Source organism: Enterobacter cloacae complex sp. 2024EL-00214 (genome assembly GCF_043945575.1).
Taxonomy (GTDB): Bacteria; Pseudomonadota; Gammaproteobacteria; order Enterobacterales; family Enterobacteriaceae; genus Enterobacter; species Enterobacter cloacae_P.
In genome coordinates this window covers 1-24,393 of record NZ_JBIMRC010000013.1, presented here as the reverse complement: position 1 = coordinate 24,393, position 24,393 = coordinate 1, and the positions used below count along the sequence as shown (strand labels likewise).

At 53.3% G+C, this 24,393-nt stretch carries 19 protein-coding genes; 10 read left to right on the top strand and 9 right to left on the bottom strand.

Annotation, left to right across the window (positions count from 1 at the left end; all coding sequences use genetic code 11):
- The first annotated feature begins 106 nt into the window (after positions 1–106).
- The gene (locus ACHHZ6_RS15135; RefSeq protein WP_182274418.1) at positions 107–1,867 is read left to right on the top strand and encodes a Lon protease family protein; all 1,761 of its coding nucleotides are present in this window, start codon (positions 107–109) and stop codon (positions 1,865–1,867) included.
- Between the two features lie 68 nt (positions 1,868–1,935).
- Positions 1,936–2,454 (top strand): bifunctional 3-hydroxydecanoyl-ACP dehydratase/trans-2-decenoyl-ACP isomerase, encoded by a 519-nt coding sequence (fabA, locus tag ACHHZ6_RS15130; RefSeq protein ID WP_310827363.1) that lies wholly within the window; start codon positions 1,936–1,938, stop codon positions 2,452–2,454.
- A gap of 71 nt (positions 2,455–2,525) precedes the next feature.
- Here fabA and rmf read toward each other — a convergent pair whose 3' ends face one another.
- The 6 genes from rmf to rlmKL all read right to left on the bottom strand — a co-directional run bounded on the left by rmf (position 2,526) and on the right by rlmKL (position 10,451).
- The gene (gene rmf, locus ACHHZ6_RS15125) at positions 2,526–2,693 is read right to left on the bottom strand and encodes a ribosome modulation factor (RefSeq protein WP_010429337.1); all 168 of its coding nucleotides are present in this window, start codon (positions 2,691–2,693) and stop codon (positions 2,526–2,528) included.
- A gap of 254 nt (positions 2,694–2,947) precedes the next feature.
- Positions 2,948–3,514 carry a membrane integrity-associated transporter subunit PqiC gene (gene pqiC / locus ACHHZ6_RS15120; protein ID WP_182274416.1) on the bottom strand — a complete coding sequence of 189 codons (567 nt, stop codon included), beginning with the start codon at positions 3,512–3,514 and terminating at the stop codon, positions 2,948–2,950.
- Complete coding sequence (gene pqiB / locus ACHHZ6_RS15115) at positions 3,511–5,151, bottom strand: intermembrane transport protein PqiB (protein ID WP_395122556.1); 1,641 nt, start codon at positions 5,149–5,151, stop codon at positions 3,511–3,513. The genes pqiC and pqiB overlap by 4 nt, the downstream gene beginning before the upstream one ends.
- 4 nt (positions 5,152–5,155) lie before the next feature.
- Positions 5,156–6,409, bottom strand: a complete 1,254-nt coding sequence (gene pqiA / locus ACHHZ6_RS15110) for a membrane integrity-associated transporter subunit PqiA (protein ID WP_196391107.1) — start codon at positions 6,407–6,409, stop codon at positions 5,156–5,158.
- A gap of 13 nt (positions 6,410–6,422) precedes the next feature.
- Positions 6,423–8,330, bottom strand: coding sequence for an ABC transporter ATP-binding protein (locus tag ACHHZ6_RS15105; protein WP_182274414.1), 1,908 nt, complete (start codon positions 8,328–8,330; stop codon positions 6,423–6,425).
- A gap of 12 nt (positions 8,331–8,342) precedes the next feature.
- Positions 8,343–10,451, bottom strand: coding sequence for a bifunctional 23S rRNA (guanine(2069)-N(7))-methyltransferase RlmK/23S rRNA (guanine(2445)-N(2))-methyltransferase RlmL (gene rlmKL, locus ACHHZ6_RS15100; RefSeq protein WP_182274413.1), 2,109 nt, complete (start codon positions 10,449–10,451; stop codon positions 8,343–8,345).
- A gap of 98 nt (positions 10,452–10,549) precedes the next feature.
- Here rlmKL and ACHHZ6_RS15095 point away from each other — a divergent pair, with 98 nt between their 5' ends.
- Positions 10,550–11,659: a YcbX family protein gene (locus tag ACHHZ6_RS15095; RefSeq protein WP_182274412.1), complete on the top strand. Its 1,110-nt coding sequence runs from the start codon at positions 10,550–10,552 to the stop codon at positions 11,657–11,659.
- Here ACHHZ6_RS15095 and zapC read toward each other — a convergent pair.
- On the bottom strand, positions 11,656–12,198 hold the full coding sequence (zapC, locus tag ACHHZ6_RS15090) for a cell division protein ZapC (RefSeq protein ID WP_182274411.1): 543 nt from the start codon (positions 12,196–12,198) through the stop codon (positions 11,656–11,658). The two genes, ACHHZ6_RS15095 and zapC, sit on opposite strands and share 4 nt — an antisense overlap.
- A gap of 166 nt (positions 12,199–12,364) precedes the next feature.
- Positions 12,365–13,375, bottom strand: coding sequence for a quinone-dependent dihydroorotate dehydrogenase (gene pyrD / locus ACHHZ6_RS15085; protein WP_182274410.1), 1,011 nt, complete (start codon positions 13,373–13,375; stop codon positions 12,365–12,367).
- Positions 13,376–13,623: 248 nt separating this feature from the next.
- Here pyrD and ssuE point away from each other — a divergent pair, with 248 nt between their 5' ends.
- Genes ssuE through ssuB form a run of 5 tightly spaced genes read left to right on the top strand, consistent with a single transcriptional unit; the run spans position 13,624 to position 17,855 of the window.
- A complete protein-coding gene (gene ssuE, locus ACHHZ6_RS15080) occupies positions 13,624–14,199 on the top strand; it encodes an NADPH-dependent FMN reductase (RefSeq protein WP_395122553.1) in 576 nt (191 codons plus the stop codon).
- Positions 14,192–15,145, top strand: a complete 954-nt coding sequence (locus ACHHZ6_RS15075; protein ID WP_182274408.1) for a sulfonate ABC transporter substrate-binding protein — start codon at positions 14,192–14,194, stop codon at positions 15,143–15,145. The genes ssuE and ACHHZ6_RS15075 overlap by 8 nt, the downstream gene beginning before the upstream one ends.
- Positions 15,142–16,287, top strand: coding sequence for an FMNH2-dependent alkanesulfonate monooxygenase (ssuD, locus tag ACHHZ6_RS15070; protein WP_395122551.1), 1,146 nt, complete (start codon positions 15,142–15,144; stop codon positions 16,285–16,287). Before ACHHZ6_RS15075 ends, ssuD begins: the two co-directional genes overlap by 4 nt.
- Before the next feature lie 9 nt (positions 16,288–16,296).
- Positions 16,297–17,088 (top strand): aliphatic sulfonate ABC transporter permease SsuC, encoded by a 792-nt coding sequence (gene ssuC, locus ACHHZ6_RS15065; RefSeq protein ID WP_395122549.1) that lies wholly within the window; start codon positions 16,297–16,299, stop codon positions 17,086–17,088.
- A complete protein-coding gene (gene ssuB, locus ACHHZ6_RS15060; protein WP_196391104.1) occupies positions 17,085–17,855 on the top strand; it encodes an aliphatic sulfonates ABC transporter ATP-binding protein in 771 nt (256 codons plus the stop codon). Before ssuC ends, ssuB begins: the two co-directional genes overlap by 4 nt.
- Positions 17,856–17,906: 51 nt before the next feature.
- Here the strand turns inward: ssuB and pepN are convergent, their stop codons facing one another.
- Positions 17,907–20,519 carry an aminopeptidase N gene (gene pepN / locus ACHHZ6_RS15055; RefSeq protein ID WP_395122547.1) on the bottom strand — a complete coding sequence of 871 codons (2,613 nt, stop codon included), beginning with the start codon at positions 20,517–20,519 and terminating at the stop codon, positions 17,907–17,909.
- Positions 20,520–20,774: 255 nt separating this feature from the next.
- Here pepN and pncB point away from each other — a divergent pair, with 255 nt between their 5' ends.
- On the top strand, positions 20,775–21,977 hold the full coding sequence (pncB, locus tag ACHHZ6_RS15050; protein ID WP_182919720.1) for a nicotinate phosphoribosyltransferase: 1,203 nt from the start codon (positions 20,775–20,777) through the stop codon (positions 21,975–21,977).
- Positions 21,978–22,146: 169 nt separating this feature from the next.
- Entirely contained in the window at positions 22,147–23,547 is a 1,401-nt protein-coding gene (gene asnS / locus ACHHZ6_RS15045) for an asparagine--tRNA ligase (protein ID WP_182274402.1), read from the top strand.
- Positions 23,548–24,393 lie beyond the last annotated feature (846 nt).

Sequence of the window (24,393 nt, the reverse complement as noted above, 5' to 3'; positions counted from 1 at the left end):
GAATGAATGCCGCGGATCCACCTTTCGAAAAAGCCAATCCTGCTTGGGTAGTTCCAACCGCTACGGTATACTCCACGGTTTTACATCTGACTAAAAAACATCAACTTTGACCATTACGAAACTTGCATGGCGTGACCTTGTTCCGGATACCGAGAGTTATCAGGAACTGTTTGCACAGCCAGATCTCGCAAAAGAGCACGAATTCATACTTAGCGATACGCAACCGCGTTTGCATTATGCGCTGGAGCAGGTGTTAAGCCCGTGGGCAACGTCTCCCTTCATGCTGCTCAAAGCCCCGGAAGAAGCGGAGTATTTGACGCTTCTGGGGGATGCCATGCGTCAGTTGCGGCCGGAAACACACTCTGCCTTTGGCGGCCAATATCACATCTCGGGGCATGATATCGCTTTCGAACCGGCAAAACAGGCCGATGGCCGTTTTGCTGTTGAGGGTGAAGTGGTTACCGCCAACTGGGTCGAAGCTGAGCAACTTTTTGGTTGCCTTCGCCAGTTTAACGGTGAGTTATCGCTGCAACCGGGGCTGGTACACCGCGCAAATGGTGGCGTATTAATCATTTCCCTGCGCACCCTGCTTTCCCAGCCGTTATTGTGGATGCGTCTGAAAACCATCGTTAACCAGCAGCGTTTTGACTGGGTTGGCTATGATGAGTCTCGTCCTCTGCCGGTTTCCATTCCGTCCATGCCGCTGTCGCTTACCGTCGTGCTGACGGGCGATCGCGAGTCTCTGGCTGATTTCCAGGAGATGGAGCCAGAACTGGCTGAGCAGGCGGTTTACAGCGAGTATGAAGACAACATCCAGATAGCTGACGCTGATGATATGGCGCAGTGGTGCCAGTGGGTAATGGCCGTTGCAGAACGTTTTGCATTGCCAACCCCTGCAGCTGATGCCTGGCCGGGTTTAATCCGTGAAGCGGTTCGCTATACCGGTGACCAGGAGACACTGCCACTCTGCCCACTCTGGATCGGCAAACAGCTACGTGAAGTGGGGGTTATTAGTGGTGAAGGGTCATTCACCGGGGAACAGCTCACTCAGATGCTTGCCCAGCGCGAGTGGCGCGAAGGTTATCTTGCTGACCGCATGCAGGATGAAATTCTGCTGGAGCAAATTCTGGTAGAGACCGAAGGCGAACGCATCGGGCAGATCAACGCCCTGTCGGTGATTGAGTTTCCGGGACACCCGCGCGCGTTCGGTGAACCTTCCCGTATCAGCTGCGTTGTGCATATCGGTGACGGCGAGTTCACTGACATCGAGCGTAAAGCCGAGCTGGGTGGAAACATTCACGCCAAAGGCATGATGATCATGCAGGCGTTCCTGATGTCAGAGCTTCAGCTTGAGCAGCAAATCCCCTTCTCCGCCTCGCTGACGTTTGAACAGTCTTACAGTGAGGTTGACGGTGATAGCGCCTCTATGGCAGAGCTGTGCGCCTTAATTAGCGCTCTGGCGGAAGTGCCGATCAACCAGAACATCGCGATTACCGGCTCAGTCGATCAGTTTGGCCGTGCTCAGCCTGTTGGTGGCCTGAACGAGAAAATTGAAGGTTTCTTCTCTATTTGCCAGCAGCGCGGACTAAACGGTAAGCAAGGTGTCATTATTCCGGCCCCTAACGCGCGCCATTTAAGCCTCAGCCAGGCGCTTCTGGATGCGGTAGAACAGGAACAATTCACCCTCTGGGCCATTGAAGGTATTGAGGATGCACTACCCTTACTGACAAACCTGGTATGGGATGGCGAAGGGCAAACTACCCTGATGCAGACTATCCAGGAGCGCATTGCACAGGCAACACAGCAGGATGCTCGTCACCGTTATCCGTGGCCGTTACGCTGGTTGAGTTGGTTTAGTCCGAACTGATCGGACTTGTTCAGCGTACACGTGTTAGCTATCCTGCGTCCTTCACTAAAATAAGGCTTACTGAGAACATGGTAGATAAACGCGAATCCTATACAAAAGAAGACCTTCTTGCCTCTGGTCGCGGTGAACTGTTTGGCGCGAAAGGCCCACAGTTACCGGCCCCGAACATGCTGATGATGGATCGTGTCGTGAAAATGACCGAAACCGGCGGCAACTTCGATAAGGGTTACGTAGAAGCAGAACTCGATATCAACCCGGACCTGTGGTTCTTCGGTTGCCACTTTATTGGCGATCCGGTAATGCCTGGCTGTCTGGGCCTCGATGCCATGTGGCAGCTGGTTGGTTTCTACCTGGGCTGGCTCGGTGGTGAAGGCAAAGGCCGCGCACTGGGCGTAGGCGAAGTGAAATTCACGGGTCAGGTTCTGCCTTCAGCGAAGAAAGTCACCTACCGTATCCACTTCAAGCGCGTTGTTAACCGTCGTCTGATTATGGGCCTGGCGGATGGTGAAGTGCTGGTAGACGGTCGTCTGATTTACACTGCGAACGACCTGAAAGTGGGTCTGTTCCAGGACACCTCTGCTTTCTGATTAGCGCGTTAGCCGCTTCAGAAAGGCGAAACCTCCGCACTGCGGAGGTTTCTTTTTTTAAAGAGACGCTATCAAGCAAGTACTGCCCTGTCTCCGATGGCTTCTCGCCAGCCCCCTAACCATTGAGACCTTTGATTCAAAGTCTGATAGGGACACATTTCTTTAGAACGTCCGGCGATGCCAGCCTGATAACCACGTTGATGAGCCCTTTCCAGGCGATCTCGTTTCTGTCTCTTCATGCCTCGTTTCCCTCATTCTTTTGTCTGGTGGAAAGAAAACAGTGATTGCAAAGTGTGCAACCACAGATAACGAATACCCTGAATCCGCCCCAGCGTCAATGTTGAAAATTCATACTGGTGTCATATTTGTGAGCTATACGGAAGATCATTTGTACAAAAAATGTGACATGGCACAAGTAACAATCTGAAGGCAAAACGAAAAAAAAGCCGCAATCAGAGAACCCCTGACAGCGGCTTTTGTCGATGAATTTTACTTATGGAAGCCGGGAAATTTCTCGGGCAATGCTGGTCGACTCTTGCGCCCAGCCCTGTGCCAGAACCTTGACCATTTCATCGTAACCATCTTTTTGCTGCTTCATTTCAAGATGGAAAGGACGTTTAATCAGCTGTCCCTGATGGTTCAGCAGCCACTCACCGCTGACCACAACGTTGCCGTCATAGCGACCGTGGAAGCCGGTAACGGTCACATTCAGCGTATCCTGGTCAGTACCGAGCGGCTGTGAAGCAACCACCCAGCCAGGCAGCTGGCTACCCAGATTCGCCACCAGCGTATTACGTAGCTGTTGATCCAGCGGGCTTGCCCACAGGTTATTTGAGGCAATGACATACTGTACATCGCTGGTCTGGTAGACCACACCGTTACCCGCCAGATAATCCGGTACCGCAACCTGTTCAACCCACAGCAGACGGTTTCCCTGGCTGGCCGTGCTTTGCCCCCCGTTCTGCGTAGCAAGAGGCAACTGATAGTAGCTCTTGTTCTCTACACCCGAACTGCACGCCGTCAAAAGCAGAGCGCCAACAATCAATAGCCACTTATTCATTCTTTTGCCCTCTTCGGCTCAGGATCCTTTTTATCTTTCGCTTCAAACACCAGTGCGTTGCTCTTCTCGTTAAGCGTTTTCAGAACGGGCTGCAGTTCACGCAAGACCTGATCAAGACGTTGCATATCTGCCACCATCTTGTTGTATGCCGCCGAACCCGGCTGGAAGCCCTGCATACTGCGGTTAAGTTCACGCAGCGTTTTCTGCATATCCTGCGGCAGCTGCTGCATGGACTGGCTTGCAGTGATCTTGTTGATGTTATCCAGCGTGGTTTGCAGACGGCGCATCGTCGCCTGACTTTCGCTCAGTGAGTTTGTTGCCGCTTCAATCATCGGATTCAATGGCAGATTGTTAATCTTATCCAGTGTTTCCATCAGACGCTGCTGTATCTGCGCCAGACCGCTGCTGACCGTTGGAATGATCTTGTAACCACCAAATTCGCGGATACCCGTCATCGCAGGTGCTTTAGGATAGAAGTCCATATCCACATACAGCGCACCGGTCACCAGGTTGCCAGTCTTCAGCGACCCGCGCAGACCGCGTTCCATCAGTTGGGAGATATGCGTACCAATATCCTGATTTTCACCAATCTGATTAACCAGACGCTCAGGCTCAATGCGAATCAGAACCGGAATGCGGTAATCATCATCCAGCATCTGCTGAAGTCCCGGTATGAAGAAGGGGACTTGTCCCACCGTACCCAGACGAATTCCGCGGAACTCAACCGGTGCACCTGGTTGCAGACCACGTACGGAATCTTTGAAGAACATCAGGAAATCAACGTGATCGGTGTATAGCGCATCCTGAATGCTTTTTTGATCGTCAAAGAGTCGGAAGGCCGTATTCTCAGCAACCGGCTGCCCCAGTTCCAGGCCTTCGGGTACGTCAAAACTCACCCCACCACCAAACAGCGTTGTCAGCGACCCCATTTCAACACGCATGCCAGCGGAGGTTAGATCCACTGCGATACCGCTGTCTTTCCAGAAACGAACATTGCTGGTGACCAGCCGATCGTTGGGTGCATTGATGAACAGCTGATAGCTGATAGCTCTTTTCTGCGGGTCAAAGGTACTTTTCTCAACCGAACCGACGCGATAACCGCGGAACAGCACCGGATCACCCGCCGCTAACTGGCCCGCTTTTTTGCTGTCGAGGATCACGCGGATACCTTTCGCATCAGGCGGTGCAAGTGGTGGAGAATCGAGAAGCTGGTATTTCCCCGGCGCGTTCCCTTTAGAGCCCGGCTGCAGTTCAATATAGGCACCAGACAACAGCGTACCTAAGCCGCTGATCCCTTCTCGCCCGACCTGCGGCTTAACCACCCAGAAAACCGAATCACTGTGCAGGAGTTTTTCCATACCCGCATTCAACCGCGCCTTGATTTCAACATGCGTTAAATCGTCGGTCAGGATTGCGCTTTCAACGACACCCACATCCACACTACGGCTCTTGATGGTCGTTTTACCGCCCTCAATCCCCTCAGCATTGGTGGTAATAAGCGTCACTTCCGGTCCCTGATGGCTGTAATGATAAAACAGGATCCATGCACCGATCAGCGCAGTCACGATGGGGAAAATCCACACCGGTGACCAGTTCTTGACCTTCTGCACTTTCGCCTCTCCACTCTTATTTTCCATGCTCTTACTCTTCCTCATGGCTTGATTCAGGCTCACGATCCCACGATAAACGAGGGTCGAAGGTCATGGCCGCAAACATGGTCATAATCACGACCAGTGCAAACATTGATGCCCCCATCGCCGGATAAATACTCATCAATCCGCCCATCCGCACCAGTGCAGAGAGAACGGCAATAACAAACACGTCAATCATTGACCAGCGTCCGACAAACTCGACCACTTCATAGATCAGGTGCATTCGTTCGCTGTCGCGTTTTCCGTGCCCTTTTGCATCCCAGCAGAGCCACGCAATCGCGATCATTTTCAAGGTTGGCACCATAATACTGGCGATGAAGATAACGCCGGCGACAGGATAAGACCCTTCCCCCCACAGCAATATCACCCCGGCCAGGATCGTCGAGGGCATTTTGTCGCCGAGCAAATCAGTTATCATAATCGGCAAAATATTGGCGGGCAGATAAAGCATAATGGACGTCACCAGCAGCGCCATTGTCCACTGCAGGCTATTTTTACGGCGCACATGACCTTTCGTTTCGCAGCGCGGACACACGTCCAGATCAGCCGGCAGCACAGCGGTGCAGCACGGGCAAGAACGAAGCCCCTGACGGATACCTGGCACACCCACTTTCACCGTCTGCGCCAGCGTGGGAGCTGGTGCAATATCGTCCCACGCCCAGCGCCGGTCAACGCACTGGAAAGCGCGTAACTGCAGTACGCAGTACAGGCACCAGGGAATAAAGCTACTGCCAATCCCAACGTCACCGTAAGCCATCAGCTTCACGAAGCTGACCAGAATACCGGCCAGAAAAATCTCGGCCATCCCCCAGCTTTTTAACTGGAACAGGATCCGTGCAAGTTTAATCTTAAGGGAAGATGGCATCCGGACACGGTTGACCAGAAGCAGGATCACCACCAGACAAAACGCCGGGACAATCTGTACGAAGAGCAGGAAAAAGGTGCCAAGACTGGCGTAATCTTCTGAGAACATCACGCCCGGGATTTCGAGTAAATCCACCTGGCTGGTGATCCCTCCCACCTTCATATAAATGAAGGGGAAGAGATTGGAGAGCAACAGCATAAACAATGCTGCCAGAGCATAAGCAGTGGGACGCTGCCGTGGCGCGTCCCACTCGGTTGTCAACGTTGCGCCGCAGCGTGGACACAGTGCTTTATGTCCGTGACCAAGCTCTGGCAACGCCACGAGCATATCGCATTGCGAGCATAATATATGCCTGTCGGCGTGGTGCTGGTCACACATATTTTATCCCTGGTTATGCGCCGTTTTTCAGAGACTCAAGGTACTCCCAGCGCTCAAATGCTTCTTCCAGCGCCTGCTCGGCCTGGGAGAGTTCAGCCAATACTTTCTGAGTATAGTCGTGTGGCTGCGTAAAGAATGACGCATCTGCGACCTGGGTTTGCAACGCTTCAACGGAGGCTTCCAGCTCTTCAAGGCGTTGTGGCAACCCTTCCAGTTCGCGCTGCAGGTTATAGCTCATTTTAGCAGGAGATTTTTTAACAGTTTCTGCTTTTGCGACAGCAGGTTCAGGTACATTTCTGGATTTTGCCTGTTTTTGCGCCAGAGATTGCGACTGCTGCCCTTTTGCATCGTGATAACCGCCTACATACTGTCCAATTCGGCCTTCACCTTCGAAGATCCAGCATTCGGTCACGGTGTTATCAACAAACTGACGATCGTGGCTAACCAGCATCACGGTTCCCTGATAGCCGTCAATCAGTTCTTCCAGTAATTCCAGCGTTTCGACATCCAGGTCGTTCGTCGGTTCATCGAGGATCAACAGGTTGCTTGGCTTCAGGAACAGACGCGCCAACAGAAGACGATTTCGCTCACCGCCGGACAGCGCACGCACAGGTGTCATCGCGCGTTTAGGGTGGAACAGGAAATCCTGCAGGTAACCCAACACGTGGCGCGGCTTACCGTTAACCATGACCTCTTGCTTACCTTCGGCCAGGTTATCCATCACCGTTCTGTCCGGATCCAGTTCTGCACGGTGCTGGTCGAAATAGGCCACTTCAAGCTTCGTACCGCAGTGAATTCGGCCACTGTCGGCCTGCAGTTGCCCCAGCATCAGCTTCAGAAGCGTGGTTTTACCGCAACCGTTCGGACCGATAAGGGCAATTTTGTCCCCACGCTGTACCTGGGCGGAGAAGTCTTTCACCAGCACTTTGCCGTCAACCTGATAATTGACGTTTTCCATTTCAAAGACAATTTTACCGGAACGGGATGCCTCTTCGACCTGCATTTTGGCACTGCCCATCACTTCGCGACGCTCGCTGCGTTCACGACGCATGGCTTTCAGGGCGCGAACGCGACCTTCGTTACGGGTACGGCGGGCTTTGATACCCTGACGGATCCACACCTCTTCCTGCGCCAGCTTGCGGTCAAACTCCGCATTTTGCAGCTCTTCAACACGCAGGTTTTCTTCTTTTTCCAGCAGGTAGGTGTCGTAATCGCCCGGATAGGTGACCAGCTTGCCGCGATCGAGATCGACAATGCGCGTCGCCATATTGCGAATAAACGAACGGTCGTGCGAGATAAAGATGATGGTGCCGCTGAAGGTTTTCAGGAAGCTTTCCAGCCAGTCAATCGCTTCAATATCCAGGTGGTTCGTGGGTTCGTCCAGCAGCAGCACTTTCGGCCCGCTGACCAACGCACGCCCCAGCGCCGCTTTACGCAGCCAGCCGCCTGACAGCGACGACAGCTCCATATCCGCTTCAAGACCAAGCTGTGCCAGTACCTCGTTAATGCGGTTTTCCAGCTGCCACAAGCCGTGGTGATCCAGCATCTCCTGGACTTTCGCCAGTTCGTTGAGGTTCTTGTCGCTTGGATCGGTCATCACCAGATGTGAAATCTCGTGATAACGCTTCAGGTATTCAGCCTGTTCAGAAATACCTTCGGCCACGAAATCGTAAACGCTGCCAGTCACATGACGCGGTGGATCCTGTTGCAGGCGGGAAACAATAAGATCCTGCTCGTAAACAATACGTCCGTCATCCAGACCCTGTTCGCGATTAAGAATTTTCATCAGCGTGGATTTGCCTGCGCCATTACGACCGACCAGACAGACACGCTCGTTATCTTCGATATGCAGTTCCGCATTATCAAGAAGCGGTGAATCGCTGAAAGAGAGCCATGCACCGTGCATACTAATTAAAGACATTTATTTTTCCTTTCAGGCCGCGGTAATCAACCAGCAGTTATGGATCTGACGGTTACGGGCGAAGTCCTGAGACAGCGTTTTTTGGCTGATTTCTTGTGCTTTCAGTCCCAGCGCCGCCAGGCCGTCGTGATCCATACGGAAGCCGCGTTTGTTGTTCGAGAACATAATAGTGCCGCCTTTACGCAGCAGGCGTTTCAGGTCTGTCATCAGGCGCAGGTGATCGCGTTGAACGTCAAAGCTATCTTCCATGCGCTTGGAGTTAGAGAACGTTGGCGGATCGATGAAGATCAGGTCGAACTGTTCATCAGTATCACGCAACCAGCCCAGCACGTCGGCCTGCATCAGACGATGCTGACGGCCAGTCAGGCCATTAAGGCGCAGGTTACGCTCTGCCCACTCCAGATAGGTACGGGACATATCCACCGTGGTGGTGCTGCGTGCGCCGCCCAGTCCTGCATGCACGCTGGCGCTGCCGGTATAAGAGAACAGGTTCAGGAAGTCTTTGCCTTTGCTCATCTGGCCCAACATACGACGGGCGATACGGTGGTCAAGGAACAGGCCGGTATCGAGATAATCGGTCAGGTTCACCCACAGGCGTGCGTTATATTCGCCCACTTCGATGAAATCGCCCTTTTCGCCCATCTTCTGGTACTGGTTTTTCCCTTTCTGACGCTCACGGGTTTTCAGCACCAGTTTGTTCGGCGCGATACCCAGCACTGCGATGGTTGCGGCAATCACGTCCAGCATACGCTGACGCGCTTTTTGCGCATCGATAGTTTTTGGCGGCGCATACTCCTGCACCACAACCCAATCGCCGTAACGATCAACCGCCACGTTGTACTCCGGCAGATCGGCGTCATACAGGCGATAGCATTCAATACCTTCCTGCTTCGCCCATTTTTCAAATTTCTTCAGATTCTTGCGCAGGCGGTTGGCGTAATCTTCCGCCACGCCAGATGGTTTACTGTCTGCCGCTTTTTCTGCCAGATGGTAGTTCTTCTGCACACAGTCCAGCGGGCCGTTTTTCGCTTTAAACTGGCGATCGGCACGCAATTGCAGGCAGCTCAACAGCTCTGGCGAGGCGCTGAACAGGGACAGATTCCAGCCGCCAAAATAGTCTTTCATATTTCGGCCCAGCAGGCTGTGCAGGGCAATCAGCGCCGGTTCGCTATCGAGACGCTCGCCGTACGGCGGGTTGCTGATAACCGTACCGTAAGGCCCTTTTGGCAGCGGATTGGTTAAGTTCGCGACGTCTTTCACTTCAAAGGTAACAAGCTCACCAATCCCGGCACGACGGGCGTTGCTGCGCGCACGTTCAATAACGCGAGGGTCGCTGTCAGAGCCGTAGAAATGGGAGGTGTACTCCGCCAGACCTTTACGCGCGCGGGTCTGTGCTTCGGCTTTGACCTCTTGCCAGATAGCTTCATCGTGCTGTGCCCAGCCACCAAAGCCCCAGTGGCCACGGTGTAACCCTGGCGCACGATCGGTTGCCAGCATCGCCGCTTCAATCAGCAGCGTACCGGAACCACACATCGGGTCGAGCAACGGCGTACCCGGCTGCCAGCCGGAGCGCATCACAATGGCGGCGGCCAGGGTTTCTTTGATAGGTGCCATACCGGTGCGATCGCGGTAGCCACGCAGGTGCAAGCCTGCCCCGCTCAGATCCAGGGAAATACTGGCAGTATCACCGTTAAGCCACACGTTAATACGCAGATCCGGGTTTTCGCGATCGACGTTCGGACGTTCCTTATTTTTACGCGTGAAGCAGTCAACGATGGCATCTTTCACGCGCAGCGCACCGTACTGGCTGTTGCGGATCTCATCGTTCACTCCGTTGAAATGCACGGCAAAGGTGGCATTCGGGGTGAAGATCTCTGTCCAGTCGATCATCTGTACGCCGGTGTAGAGGTCAAGATCGCTATAGACCTTGCACTCTTTCATCGGCAGCATGATGCGCGACGCCAGACGGCTCCACATCAGGCTCTGGTAAATAAGCCGCGTGTCGCCCTCAAAATGGACACCACCCTGAACCACCTGACACTCTTGCGCACCCAGGGTTTCCAGTTCAGTTTTTAACAGCTCTTCCAGCCCACGGGCCGTACTGGCAAACAGAGAATTCATATCGTCACTTTTACTCTAAGAAAATTGTCGCGCATTATAGCTAATATGGCGTGTATGTCATAAAGTTGAAGGCTTATTTTCATTCGAGGGACTGTGCAGTGGCGACGTTATCCAGGCTTTTTATCCATCCAGTGAAATCCATGCGCGGTATCGGCGTATCTCACGCGCTGGCCGACATGAGCGGATTTGCCTTCGATCGTATTTTTATGGTCACCGAGCCTGACGGCACGTTCATTACGGCGCGCCAGTTCCCACAAATGGTGCGTTTTACCCCTTCCCCACTGCATGACGGTTTGCACCTGACCGCGCCGGATGGTGAAAGTGTGGTGATTCGCTTTGCTGATTTTGCACCTGTCGATGCGCCAACGGAAGTGTGGGGTAACCATTTCACCGCGCGTATCGCACCCGATGAGATTAACCGTTGGCTAAGCGGGTTTTTCTCCCGTGATGTCCAGCTACGCTGGGTGGGTCCGGAGCTGACACGGCGCGTGAAGCGCCACGATGCGGTCCCGCTCTCATTCGCTGATGGCTTCCCTTTCCTGCTGACCAACGAAGCCTCGCTGCGTGATTTGCAAAGCCGCTGCAACGCCAGTGTCCAGATGGAGCAGTTTCGACCAAACCTGGTGGTGACCGGTACGGAAGCCTGGGAGGAAGACACCTGGAAAGTGATCCGCATCGGCAGCGTGATTTTTGACGTCGTGAAGCCCTGCAGTCGCTGCATTTTTACAACGGTAAGCCCGGAGAAAGGCCAAAAGCACCCTTCCGGTGAACCGCTGAAAACCCTGCAGTCATTCCGTACCGCGCAGGATAATGGCGATGTGGATTTCGGCCAGAACCTCATCCCGCGTTCAAGCGGCGTGATCCGCGTGGGTGATGAAGTGGAAATTCTCGCCCGTGGGTCCGCCAGGGTTTACGGCTCAGGCAATGAAGAAGAATCAACCGACGTTGAAAGCGAAGCCGAGTCTGTGGTGGATATTCACTGGCAGGGTAATGTCATCCGTGGCAACAATCAGCAAGTGTTACTTGAACAACTGGAGCAAGCGGGGATCCGCGTACCTTACTCCTGTCGGGCAGGTATCTGCGGGTGCTGTCGGATCAAACTGGTCGAGGGCGAGGTCAGTGCGCTGAAAAAATCAGCCATTGGCGATGACGGTACCATTTTATGTTGCAGCTGTATCCCGAGAACGTCGGTGCAGCTGGAAGCTTAAACAGCCTGTTCGAGGCTGAACGAATCCACATGAAGCTGCGGCTTCAGTCTGTCGTTCATCACCTTAATCGCATCACCAAGCTGCATCATTCGCCCGGCAATGGTTACGCCGGGCTGTGCCAGCAAACAGAGGGCGGCATTTTCGCCAGGCTCAACCACCAGCAGGTTAACCTCTTCTGCAGTATCACTCAGGCTCACACTGGCCGCATCGCCTGTTGCTGGCGTCCAGCTCATGCCATGTGCCAGAAAATGCCAGCTTTTCGGCATTTGCGGTTTCAGGAAACGGATCGCTACCAGCGCATTTAATACCAGCTCAGCACGCTGTTCTTTGGACAGCACCAGATCCCGGCATTTTTCTTCAAACGAGAAATAAAGTGCAGCATCGTCAACGCAAAAGCCTGACGGTGAGAAAGCGTCCGGAGTTAACATTCGGCGTGCAAAACGAGAACGAAACAACATGCCATTGGCTAAATCGAGCATCATTCGATCATGCTCGTCGCAAAAATACCAGCGCCAGTTATCGTCAGGTTTAATTCGCATGTGTCTCTCCCGTCCCCAAACACCCTGTTCTAAAAATGTCCTGATTGTTGCTTCATTTATAGCGTCATTTAATAAAAGACCATAATGTCTAAATAAGCAACAATGACGGAATATAAAACAACCAGGGCTGGAAATAAAGCCCTGGTTGTCTGATTAGGAGAAAAGATTAGATGTAAGTAACGATTTCTTTAATCAGAGGCGGCCCTTTAAAAATAAAGCCGGAATAGATTTGCACCAGTGACGCACCCGCCGCCATCTTCTCACGGGCAGCAATCACGGAGTCGATCCCCCCCACACCAATAATCGGCAGACGACCTTTTAATTCGGCGGACAAGGCACGAATAATTTCTGTGCTTTTTAATTGTACCGGACGACCACTTAACCCACCCGCTTCGTCGCAGTTTTTCATTCCCTGAACGAGAGAACGATCGAGTGTCGTATTGGTCGCAATCACACCGTCGATATTATGGCGGACTAAACTATCAGCAACCTGGATCAATTCTTCAGCAGAAAGATCCGGGGCGATCTTAACCGCGACCGGAACATATTTATGGTGGATCGCCTGCAGCTCATTTTGTTTATTTTTTATGGCGGTCAAGAGATCGTCCAGCGCTTCGCCATATTGCAAAGTGCGCAGGCCCGGAGTATTCGGTGATGAAATATTCACCGCAATATAACCAGCATAGGCATAGACTTTTTCCATACAAATCAGGTAGTCATCTTTACCATGCTCAACCGGCGTGTCTTTATTTTTACCAATATTGATGCCTAATACGCCATCAAAATGGGATCTTTTGACGTTCTCAACCAGGTGATCAACGCCGAGGTTATTAAAGCCCATGCGGTTGATCAGCCCCTCTGCTTCAACCAGACGGAACAGACGCGGCTTGTCATTACCCGGTTGCGGGCGTGGGGTGACAGTACCGATTTCAATGGAGCCGAACCCCATTGCACCCAGAGCATCAATACACTCGCCATTTTTGTCCAGACCAGCCGCCAGACCCAGCGGATTCTTAAAGGTCAGGCCCATGCATTGCACAGGTTTTTCCGGCACGCGTTGACGCACCAGTGCAACCAGTGGTGTACCGGTAATACGGCGTAATTGCTGGAATGTAAATTCATGAGCGCGCTCAGGATCGAGCTGGAAAAGGGCTTTACGAACGAAGGGGTAGTACATGAACTCTCCTGGATTCCCGGTGTGCAAACCGGGAGGGGATTATGTGCGATCCTGCCCGGAAAGGGAATTGACCTGCGGCAAAAAATCAACGGAAAACGCAATCGTTTACCTCTGCGTACACTTCTTATGCAATTTTCTGCATTTAAATTTCATATAAATCATTTAGTGGAATAACCACGCAATGTCACACTCCTGAAAATTGTTATCAATGTTAGATAAAAGCAAACAATTAGTTATAAGGAGCAATCATGCGCGTCATTACCCTGGCAGGAAGTCCTCGCTTTCCTTCTCGTTCCAGCGCACTACTGGAATATGCCCGCGAAAAGCTCAATGCCCTGGATGTGGAAGTGTGCCACTGGAACCTGCATAACTTCGAACCCGAAGATCTGCTCTACGCGCGCTTTGACAGCCCGGCACTCAAAACCCTGACAGAACAGCTCAAAGACGCTGACGGGTTAATCGTGGCGACGCCCATTTATAAAGCCTCTTTTTCCGGCGTGCTGAAAACCCTGCTCGACCTGCTCCCTGAACGCGCCCTGGACGGTAAGGTGGTTTTGCCGCTGGCAACAGGCGGGACAGTTGCCCATTTGCTGGCGGTGGACTACGCCCTGAAGCCGGTACTGAACGCGTTAAAAGCGCAGGAGATCCTGCACGGTGTCTTCGCTGATGACTCGCAGGTTATCGACTACCAGCACAAACCTCACTTTACGCCGAACCTACAAACCCGCCTCGATGGTGCGCTGGAAACCTTCTGGCATGCCCTGCACCGCCGGGATATCCAGGCACCTGCGTTTGGTCTGCCGCAAGGAGTCGCACATGTTTAACACCCTGACACGTATCGGGCTGGCAGGTCTGATTGCCCTCTCGTCGCTGGCTCATGCAGCACCGGAAAGTCTGCGCATCGGCTACCAGAAAGGCAGCATCAGCATGGTGCTGGCAAAAAATCATCAGCTTCTGGAAAAACGCTTCCCGGGCACAACATTTTCCTGGGTTGAGTTCCCGGCAGGGCCGCAGATGCTCGAAGCGCTTAACGTCGGAAGTATCGACCTCGGCAGCACCGGAGATATTCCGCCGATCTTTGCTCAGGCTGCCGGGGCCGATCTGGTTTACGTGGGTGTTGAGCCTGCAAAACCGAAAGCGGAAGTGATACTGGTTCCTGAAAATAGCGCGATTAAGAACGTTGCGGAACTCAAGGGCCACAAAGTGGCATTCCAGAAAGGTTCCAGCTCGCACAACCTGCTGCTACGCGCCCTGCAGGAAGCCGGGCTGAAGTTCACCGACATTCAGCCCGTCTATCTGACACCTGCCGATGCGCGCGCCGCATTCCAGCAAGGTAACGTAGATGCCTGGGCTATCTGGGATCCGTACTATTCCGCCGCATTACTGCAGGGTGGTGTGCGGGTGTTAAAGGATGGTACCACGCTGAAACAGACCGGCTCGTTCTACCTCGCCGCGCGTCCGTATGCAGAAAAGAATGGTGCTTTTATCCAGGGCGTCCTCGATACCTTTACGCAGGCCGATGCCCTGACGCAAAGCCAGCGGCAGGAAAGTATAACTCTGCTGGCGAAAAGCATGGGATTACCTGAGCCAGTGATCGCCAGCTATCTTGACCACCGCCCCATCACCACTATCCGCCCTGTGGACGCACATGTTGCTGCACTCCAGCAACAAACCGCCGATCTCTTTTATCAAAATCACCTCGTTCCAAAGCAGGTGAACATTCGCGAACGTATCTGGCAACCCGCTGGCACTGAAGGAACCCAATTATGAGTCTGAATCTTTTCTGGTTTTTACCCACCCACGGTGATGGACACTATCTTGGCACAGAAGAGGGTTCCCGCCCGGTTGATCACGCTTATCTGCAACAGATTGCCCAGGCAGCGGACAGGATCGGTTTTACCGGCGTGCTGATCCCCACCGGACGCTCCTGCGAGGATGCCTGGCTGGTCGCTGCATCGATGATCCCGGTGACTCAGCGTTTGAAATTCCTGGTCGCGCTGCGTCCTGGCGTGGTCTCCCCTACCGTGGCAGCACGTCAGGCCGCCACGCTCGACCGGCTCTCCAACGGGCGGGCGCTGTTTAACCTGGTCACGGGAAGCGATCCCCAGGAGCTGGCGGGCGACGGTGTGTTCCTCGATCACACGGAACGCTATGAAGCATCCGCCGAGTTCACCCGCGTCTGGCGACGTCTGCTTGAAGGCGAAACCGTCACCTTTGAAGGTAAACATGTGCATGTTCGCGATGCAAAACTCTACTTTCCGCCGGTACAACAGCCGCGCCCGCCGCTCTACTTTGGCGGTTCTTCCGATGTGGCGCAGGATCTGGCCGCTGAGCAGGTTGATCTCTATTTGACCTGGGGCGAACCACCTGAACTGGTTAAAGAAAAAATAGCTCAGGTACGCGCCAAAGCAGCAGCTCATGGTCGCAAGGTGCGTTTTGGTATTCGCCTGCACGTGATTGTGCGTGAAACAAATGCAGAAGCCTGGCTGGCGGCCGACCGGCTTATCTCGCACCTGGATGATGACACCATTGCCAGGGCGCAGGCCGCCTTCGCCAAAACCGATTCCGTGGGGCAGCACCGGATGGCGTCATTGCATAACGGTAAGCGCGAGGATCTGGAAATCAGCCCCAATCTGTGGGCAGGTGTGGGCCTGGTTCGCGGCGGTGCAGGTACCGCACTGGTGGGCGATGGCCCAACCGTCGCGGCGCGGATTAATGAGTACGCTGAGCTGGGTATCGACAGCTTTATTCTCTCTGGTTACCCGCATCTGGAAGAGGCGTACAACGTGGGCGAGCTGTTGTTCCCGCATCTGGATGTCGCCATCCCGGAAATTCCGCAGCCTCGTTCGCTCCAGCTTCAGGGCGAAGCGGTCGCCAACGAGTTTATTCCGCGAAAAGCAGCACAAAGCTAAGGAGCACCTATGTCTGCCACCGCGCAAAAATGGCTGCTGCGTGCTGCCCCCTGGTTTTTACCCGTCGGTATTGTGGTGCTATGGCAACTGGCCTCCTCAACCGGCTGGCTGTCGAGCCGCATTCTGCCCTCTCCGGAGGGCGTTGTAGAAGCGTTTTGGACGCTGAGCATGAGCGGAGAGCTGTGGCAGCACCTGGCCATCAGTTCGTGGCGTGCCGTGATTGGCTTTTCAATTGGCGGAAGTATCGGCCTGATCCTCGGCCTTATCAGCGGCCTTTCCCGCTGGGGAGAACGGTTACTGGACACCTCCATTCAGATGCTGCGTAACGTGCCACATCTGGCATTGATCCCGCTGGTCATTTTGTGGTTTGGCATTGATGAAAGCGCCAAGATTTTTCTTGTGGCGCTGGGGACGCTATTCCCCATTTATATCAATACCTGGCACGGGATCCGCAGTATCGATCGCGGGCTGGTGGAGATGGCGCGCAGCTACGGTTTATCCGGTTTTGCCCTCTTTATTCATGTGATCCTGCCGGGTGCTCTGCCTTCTGTTATGGTTGGCGTGCGTTTCGCACTCGGCCTGATGTGGCTAACGCTGATCGTGGCTGAAACTATCTCGGCCAACTCCGGTATTGGTTATCTGGCGATGAACGCCCGCGAGTTCCTGCAAACGGACGTGGTGGTGGTCGCCATCATTCTTTATGCCCTGCTCGGCAAACTCGCCGACGTCAGCGCCCAGTGGCTGGAGCGTAGCTGGCTGCGCTGGAACCCGGCTTATACCACTCTGGAGGCCAGAGCATGAATACTGCCCGACTGAATCAGGGGACACCGTTGCTGTTGAATGGCGTCACTAAACGCTACGGTGAAAACACCATTATTAATGCACTGGATCTGCATATTCCCGCCGGGCAATTTGTGGCCGTTGTCGGTCGTAGCGGCGGCGGAAAAAGCACTTTGCTGCGCCTGCTGGCCGGTCTGGAGACTCCCAACGGCGGGGCGATTCTGGCGGGCACGACGCCGCTGGCCAATATTCAGGACGATACCCGCATGATGTTTCAGGACGCACGCCTGCTGCCGTGGAAAACGGTTATCGACAACGTCGGACTGGGTCTGAAAGGCAACTGGCGGGAAGAGGCCAGGCAGGCGCTGACCACCGTTGGGCTGGAAAATCGCGCGGGTGAATGGCCCGCAGCATTATCAGGCGGACAAAAACAGCGCGTGGCGCTGGCGCGGGCACTGATTCATCGCCCTGGCCTGCTGCTGCTGGATGAACCGCTTGGTGCACTGGATGCCCTGACGCGTATCGACATGCAGGATTTGATTGTCTCTTTATGGCAGGAGCACGGATTTACGGTATTGCTGGTGACGCATGATGTCAGCGAAGCCGTGGCGATGGCCGACCGCGTACTGCTGATAGAGGAGGGAAAAATTGGGCTGGATCTGACTGTCGATATTCCGCGCCCACGTCGCGTGGGGTCAGCAAGACTGGCAGAGCTGGAAGCGGAAGTGCTGGATAGAGTGATGAAGCGTGGAGAAACTGAGTTACAGCGAGTGAAAGCTAATGCCTGATGCCCTCACCCCATCCCTCTCCCACAGGGAGAGGGAGGGTTAACTTTTATATCAGGCCAGTGCCTTGGTGATCTTCTCAAACAGATCGCCAGACAGATTTTCCAGCCCTTTCAGTTGCTCAAGCGCGGCACGCATTTTCGCCTGACGCTTCGCATCGTAGCGTTTCAGACGGATCAGCGGCTCAATCAGACGAGACGCCACCTGCGGGTTACGGCTGTTCAGCTCGGTCAGCATCTCTACCATGAACTGATAACCGCTGCCATCTTCTGCGTGGAAAGCTGCCGGGTTGCTGCTGGCAAACGCACCAATCAGGGAACGCACGCGGTTCGGGTTGCTCATGGTGAAGGAGCGGTGCTTTAACAGACTGCGTACGGTACTCAGAACATCGGCAGACGGGCTGGTAGACTGCAGAATGAACCACTTGTCCATTACCAGACCATCCTGGTGCCATTTGTCATCGTACTCCTGCATCAGCGCATCACGGCACGGCAACTCAGCGGCAACGCTTGCAGCCAGAGCCGCCAGGGCATCGGTCATGTTATCGGCTTCGTGGTACTGCTTGCTCACCAGCGTGTTTGCCAGTTCCACTTCACCGAAGGCCAGATAGCGCAGGCAGGTGTTGCGCAGCGAACGTTTGCCGATATCAGCATGTTCCACGCGATACTCATCCAGCTTGTTGGCGTTGTAAATCGCCAGGAATTCGTCTGCCAGCTCGGTCGCCAGCGTACGGGTCAACGCTTCACGCACCGCCACGATAGCAATCGGGTCGATAATTTCGAACAGTTCAGCGATTTCGCTCGCAGAAGGCAACGTCAGAATTTCAGCCGCCAGCGCCGGGTCAATCTTCTCATCCAGCAGAATAGCGCGGAACGCGTCAGCAACATGCACAGGCAGAGACAGCGGCTGACCCTGTTGATGGCGGTTCACGTTCAGCTTGATGTAGGTCGCCAGCAGACTTTGTGCCGCATCCCAGCGAGAGAAGTCGTTGCGCGCGTGACGCATCAGGAACGTCAGCTGTTGATCACTCCACTTGTACTCCAGTTTCACCGGTGCGGAGAATTCGCACAGCAGCGCTGGCACCGGCTGGAAGTAGACGTTATCAAAGATAAAGGTCTGCTCTGCCTGGGTCACGTTCAGTACATGATGTACCGGATGACCGCCCTTCTGCAGGGGGATCACTTTACCTTCGTTATCGTACAGCTCAATGCTGAACGGGATGTGCAGCGGATGTTTCTCTTCCTGCTCAGCCGTTGGCGGCGTGCGCTGGCTGATAGTCAGGGTGTAATGCTCGGTTTCCGGGTTGTAATCATCTTTGACGGTCACAACGGGCGTACCGGCCTGGCTGTACCAGCGGCGGAAGTGAGAGAGATCGACGTTAGACGCGTCTTCCATCGCCTGCACAAAGTCGTCACAGGTGGCTGCGCTGCCGTCGTGACGCTCGAAATAGAGCTGGATCCCTTTCTGGAAATTCTCTTCGCCGAGCAGGGTGTGGATCATGCGGATAATTTCAGATCCTTTTTCATACACCGTCAGGGTGTAGAAGTTGTTCATCTCGATGACTTTATCCGGGCGGATCGGGTGTGCCATTGGGCTGGCATCTTCCGCAAACTGCAGACCACGCATGGTACGGACGTTGTTAATACGGTTCACCGCACGCGACCCCAGATCGGAGCTGAACTCCTGGTCACGGAAGACGGTTAAGCCCTCTTTCAGGCTCAACTGGAACCAGTCGCGGCAGGTCACACGGTTACCGGTCCAGTTATGGAAATACTCATGGCCGATAACACGTTCGATATCGAGATAATCTTTATCGGTTGCGGTATCGGTACGCGCCAGCACATATTTGGAGTTGAAGATGTTAAGCCCTTTATTCTCCATCGCGCCCATGTTGAAGAAGTCGACGGCGACGATCATATAGATATCGAGATCGTATTCGAGGCCAAAGCGCTCTTCGTCCCACTTCATGGAATTAATCAGCGACGTCATCGCCCACGGCGCACGGTCGAGGTTACCACGGTCAACAAACAACTCCAGCGCCACATCGCGGCCGGAACGGGTCTTGAAGGTATCGCGCAGCACGTCAAAATCACCGGCCACCAGCGCAAACAGGTAACACGGTTTCGGGAACGGATCCTGCCACTGTACCCAGTGACGACCATTTTCCAGCTCGCCTTCACCTACACGGTTACCGTTGGAGAGCAGGAAGGGATAGAGGGTTTTATCAGCGATAATTTTGGTGGTAAAGCGCGCCAGCACATCCGGACGATCCAGATACCAGGTGATGTGGCGGAAACCTTCCGCTTCACACTGAGTACACAGCGCCACACCGGACTGGTAAAGCCCTTCCAGCGCAGTGTTCGCGGCGGGGCTGATTTCATTCACGATGCGCAGCGTAAAGCGTTCCGGCAAGTTGTTAATAACCAGCTGGTTGCCTTCTTCTTTATAGTCAGACCACGCTTCATCATTAATGTGCAGGGAAACCAACGTCAGATCTTCACCATCAAGACGCAGCGGGACGGCCGTCGCGCTGTGGCGCGTCACCTGGCTTACCGCCGTTACAACGGTTTTTGTGGCATCCAGGTCAAAAGTCAGATCGATATCGCTAATCAGGTAATCCGGCGCACGGTAGTCGTGGCGGTATTTGGCTTGTGGCTGTTGTGTCATAGAAAACCTTATGCATCGTTTGTCGAGTAACGATTCAATATATTCCTGTTGTGTAAAACGCGCTATGCAGAATGTTTATCTTTTCAGGTGCAAGCACCTTTTTTCGCTACATTTTTATAACATGGGGCACAAAATGCCCTCGACCATAAAGGCAGCTTTTGTTGTGATCGGGGTTCAATAAATCACTAAACAAGGTATACTCCGGAGTTGTTTATTGTACTAAACGCTCCTGTGAGAGGATGCTACTGCGCACCTATGACTCAATTCGCTTCTCCTGTTCTGCATACGTTGCTGGATACCGACGCGTATAAACTGCATATGCAGCAAGCCGTTTTCCACCATTATTATCATGTCCATGTCGCGGCGGAATTTCGCTGTCGGGGCGACGACTTGCTGGGTATCTACGCAGACTCTATTCGTGAACAGGTCGATGCTATGCAGCACCTGACGCTGCAGGACGACGAATATCAGTGGCTTTCCGGCCTGCCTTTCTTTAAAGCTGACTATCTGAACTGGCTGCGCGATTTTCGCTATAAGCCGGAGCAGGTCATCGTCACCAATGATAACGGTAAGCTGAATATTCGCCTTGAAGGTCCGTGGCGTGAAGTGATCATGTGGGAAGTGCCGCTTCTGGCGGTGATCAGTGAGTTGGCTCACCGCTACCGCTCTCCGGAGATGGGCGTTGAGCAGGCACTCGCCTCGCTGGAGAATAAACTGGTTGAGTTCTCGCAGTTAACCGAAGGGCTGGATATATCCCGGTTCCGGTTGATGGACTTTGGCACGCGCCGCCGCTTCTCGCGCGACGTTCAGCAGGCTATCGTTGAACGTCTGCAGCAAGAGCCCTGGTTCGTTGGCACCAGTAACTACGATCTTGCCCGCCGCCTGAACCTGACGCCAATGGGTACCCAGGCACACGAATGGTTCCAGGCCCATCAGCAAATCAGCCCCGATCTGGCTAACAGCCAGCGTGCTGCATTGGCCGCATGGCTGGAAGAGTACCCGAATCAGCTGGGAATTGCCCTCACCGACTGCATTACGATGGATGCTTTCCTGCGGGACTTTGGCCCTGAGTTTGCTGAGCGTTATCAGGGTCTACGCCATGACTCCGGAGACCCGGTTGAATGGGGTGAAAAAGCGATAGCCCACTACAAGAAACTGGGTATTGATCCGATGAGCAAAGTGCTGGTCTTCTCCGATAATCTCGATTTAGCAAAAGCGGTCGACCTCTATCGTCATTTCGCCTCAAGAGTGAACCTGAGTTTCGGGATTGGTACCCGTTTGACCTGTGACATCCCCCAGGTGAAACCTCTGAACATCGTGATAAAACTGGTGGAATGTAACGGCAAGCCTGTCGCGAAGCTCTCCGACAGCCCGGGTAAAACCATCTGCCACGATAAAGCATTTGTGCGTGCTTTGCGTAAAGCCTTCGACTTACCGCAGATAAAAAAAGCCAGTTAATCCCCCTCGGGAGCCTTGCAGGCTCCCCTTCTCTTATTTATTTCCGATTTCTTCTCTTTTGACTGCGAAATCTGCTTGTCTGATGGCAGATGCCAGGTAACATAGATATCCCCCCCATGTAAGGGCGGACAAGTGTTTATTTTTTCCGACTATTAACAGAGAGAATATTATGAGCGTTGTGCCTGTAGCCGACGTACTCCAGGGCCGTGTCGCCGTTGACCAAGAAGTCACCGTGCGCGGATGGGTGCGTACTCGTCGAGATTCTAAAGCTGGCATCTCCTTCCTCGCCGTCTATGACGGTTCCTGCTTTGATCCTGTACAGGCCGTCATTAATAATTCTCTGCCCAATTACAATGATGACGTTCTGCACCTGACAACGGGCTGCTCCGTTATTGTCACCGGGGTTGTTGTTGCCTCTCCTGGTCAGGGTCAGAGTTTCGAAATTCAGGCATCTGCGATTGAAGTGACTGGCTGGGTTGAAGATCCGGACACCTACCCGATGGCGGCAAAACGCCACAGTATCGAGTACCTGCGTGAAGTCGCGCACCTGCGTCCGCGTACCAACCTGATTGGTGCGGTTGCTCGCGTCCGCCATACTCTGGCACAAGCGCTGCACCGCTTCTTCGACGAGCAGGGCTACTTCTGGGTGTCGACCCCACTGATCACCGCCTCCGATACCGAAGGTGCTGGCGAAATGTTCCGCGTTTCTACGCTGGATATGGAAAACCTGCCGCGGACACCGGAAGGGAAAGTGGACTATGACAAAGATTTCTTTGGTAAAGAGTCCTTCCTGACGGTCTCCGGCCAGCTCAACGGCGAAACCTATGCCTGTGCGCTGTCGAAGATCTACACCTTCGGCCCAACGTTCCGTGCGGAAAACTCTAACACCAGCCGTCACCTGGCGGAATTCTGGATGCTGGAGCCAGAAGTGGCATTCGCCAACCTGGACGACGTGGCAGGTCTGGCAGAAGCGATGCTGAAATATGTCTTCAAAGCGGTGCTTGAAGAACGCGCTGATGACATGAAATTCTTCGCTGAGCGCGTAGACAGCGATGCGGTTGCTCGTCTGGAACGTTTCGTCTCTGCCGACTTCGCGCAGGTTGATTACACCGACGCGGTGGCAATCCTTGAAAAATGCGGTGAGAAATTTGATAACCCGGTTTACTGGGGTGTTGACCTGGCTTCCGAGCATGAACGCTATCTCGCAGAGAAGCACTTCAAAGCGCCGGTTGTCGTGAAAAACTACCCGAAAGACATCAAAGCCTTCTATATGCGCCTTAACGAAGACGGTAAAACCGTTGCCGCGATGGACGTACTGGCTCCGGGCATTGGTGAAATCATCGGTGGTTCACAGCGTGAAGAGCGTCTGGATGTGCTGGATGCACGTATGGCGGAAATGGGTCTTAATAAAGAAGACTACTGGTGGTACCGCGATCTGCGCCGCTACGGCACCGTTCCACACTCTGGTTTCGGTCTGGGCTTCGAACGTCTGATTGCCTATGTGACTGGTGTTCAGAACGTCCGTGACGTTATTCCGTTCCCACGTACGCCACGCAGCGCGACCTTCTAATCCCCGCGCAATTTAAAATGGCCAGTTTCTACTGGCCATTATTTTATTCTGCATTGTCAATTTTCGTCAGCTCAAAGTCAGCATCTTTAAACCACAACCCCGTCATAACCACTACCTGTTACGTTTTGTTTCCGTGAAATATCTGTGAACAAAAAATAAACCACACTCTTATTGCAGTTAATCCATCTCTGATTCTTTAGCACAAAATTCAACCAAATTCATAGCCATCCAGAAGGCTGAATAAGATCATAAGAAAAAATGAGTCGTTTAGCCTCTGTTTATAGGAATTGCCTTTAGCCAAATTAAATATAAGCAATTCATATAGATAGCAATAAACACGTCGTTTAATTAGCCAACTAGTTCTGAAATTTGAGATGGTTCACAAAGTTCCTCAAAATACACACTTGGTTACACATAATTTCTTTTTGTAACTCAATCTTGAGAATTGTAGCATTTTCAGGCTAGCGAAACGGTTCTATGAATGGAAAGATGCCTGTCAGATACATAAAGACACCAAACTCTCATCAATAGTTCCGGAAATATTTATTGACAGAATTTATTGACGGCAGTGGCGAGTGTCATAAAAAAACCAATGAGGGTAATAAATAATGATGAAGCGCAATATTCTGGCAGTGGTTATCCCTGCCCTGCTGGTAGCCGGTGCAGCTAACGCTGCAGAAATCTATAACAAAAACTCGAACAAACTGGACTTCTACGGTTGATGTAGCCCCCTGAAACACCAGACAGTAGCTGTATCTCCAGATAAGAGATAGGCTTGAATATATGTCTAACACTAACGCCAATTTTGAGATGACCGGGATCCTGTTAGGACAAGAAGTCCGTAAA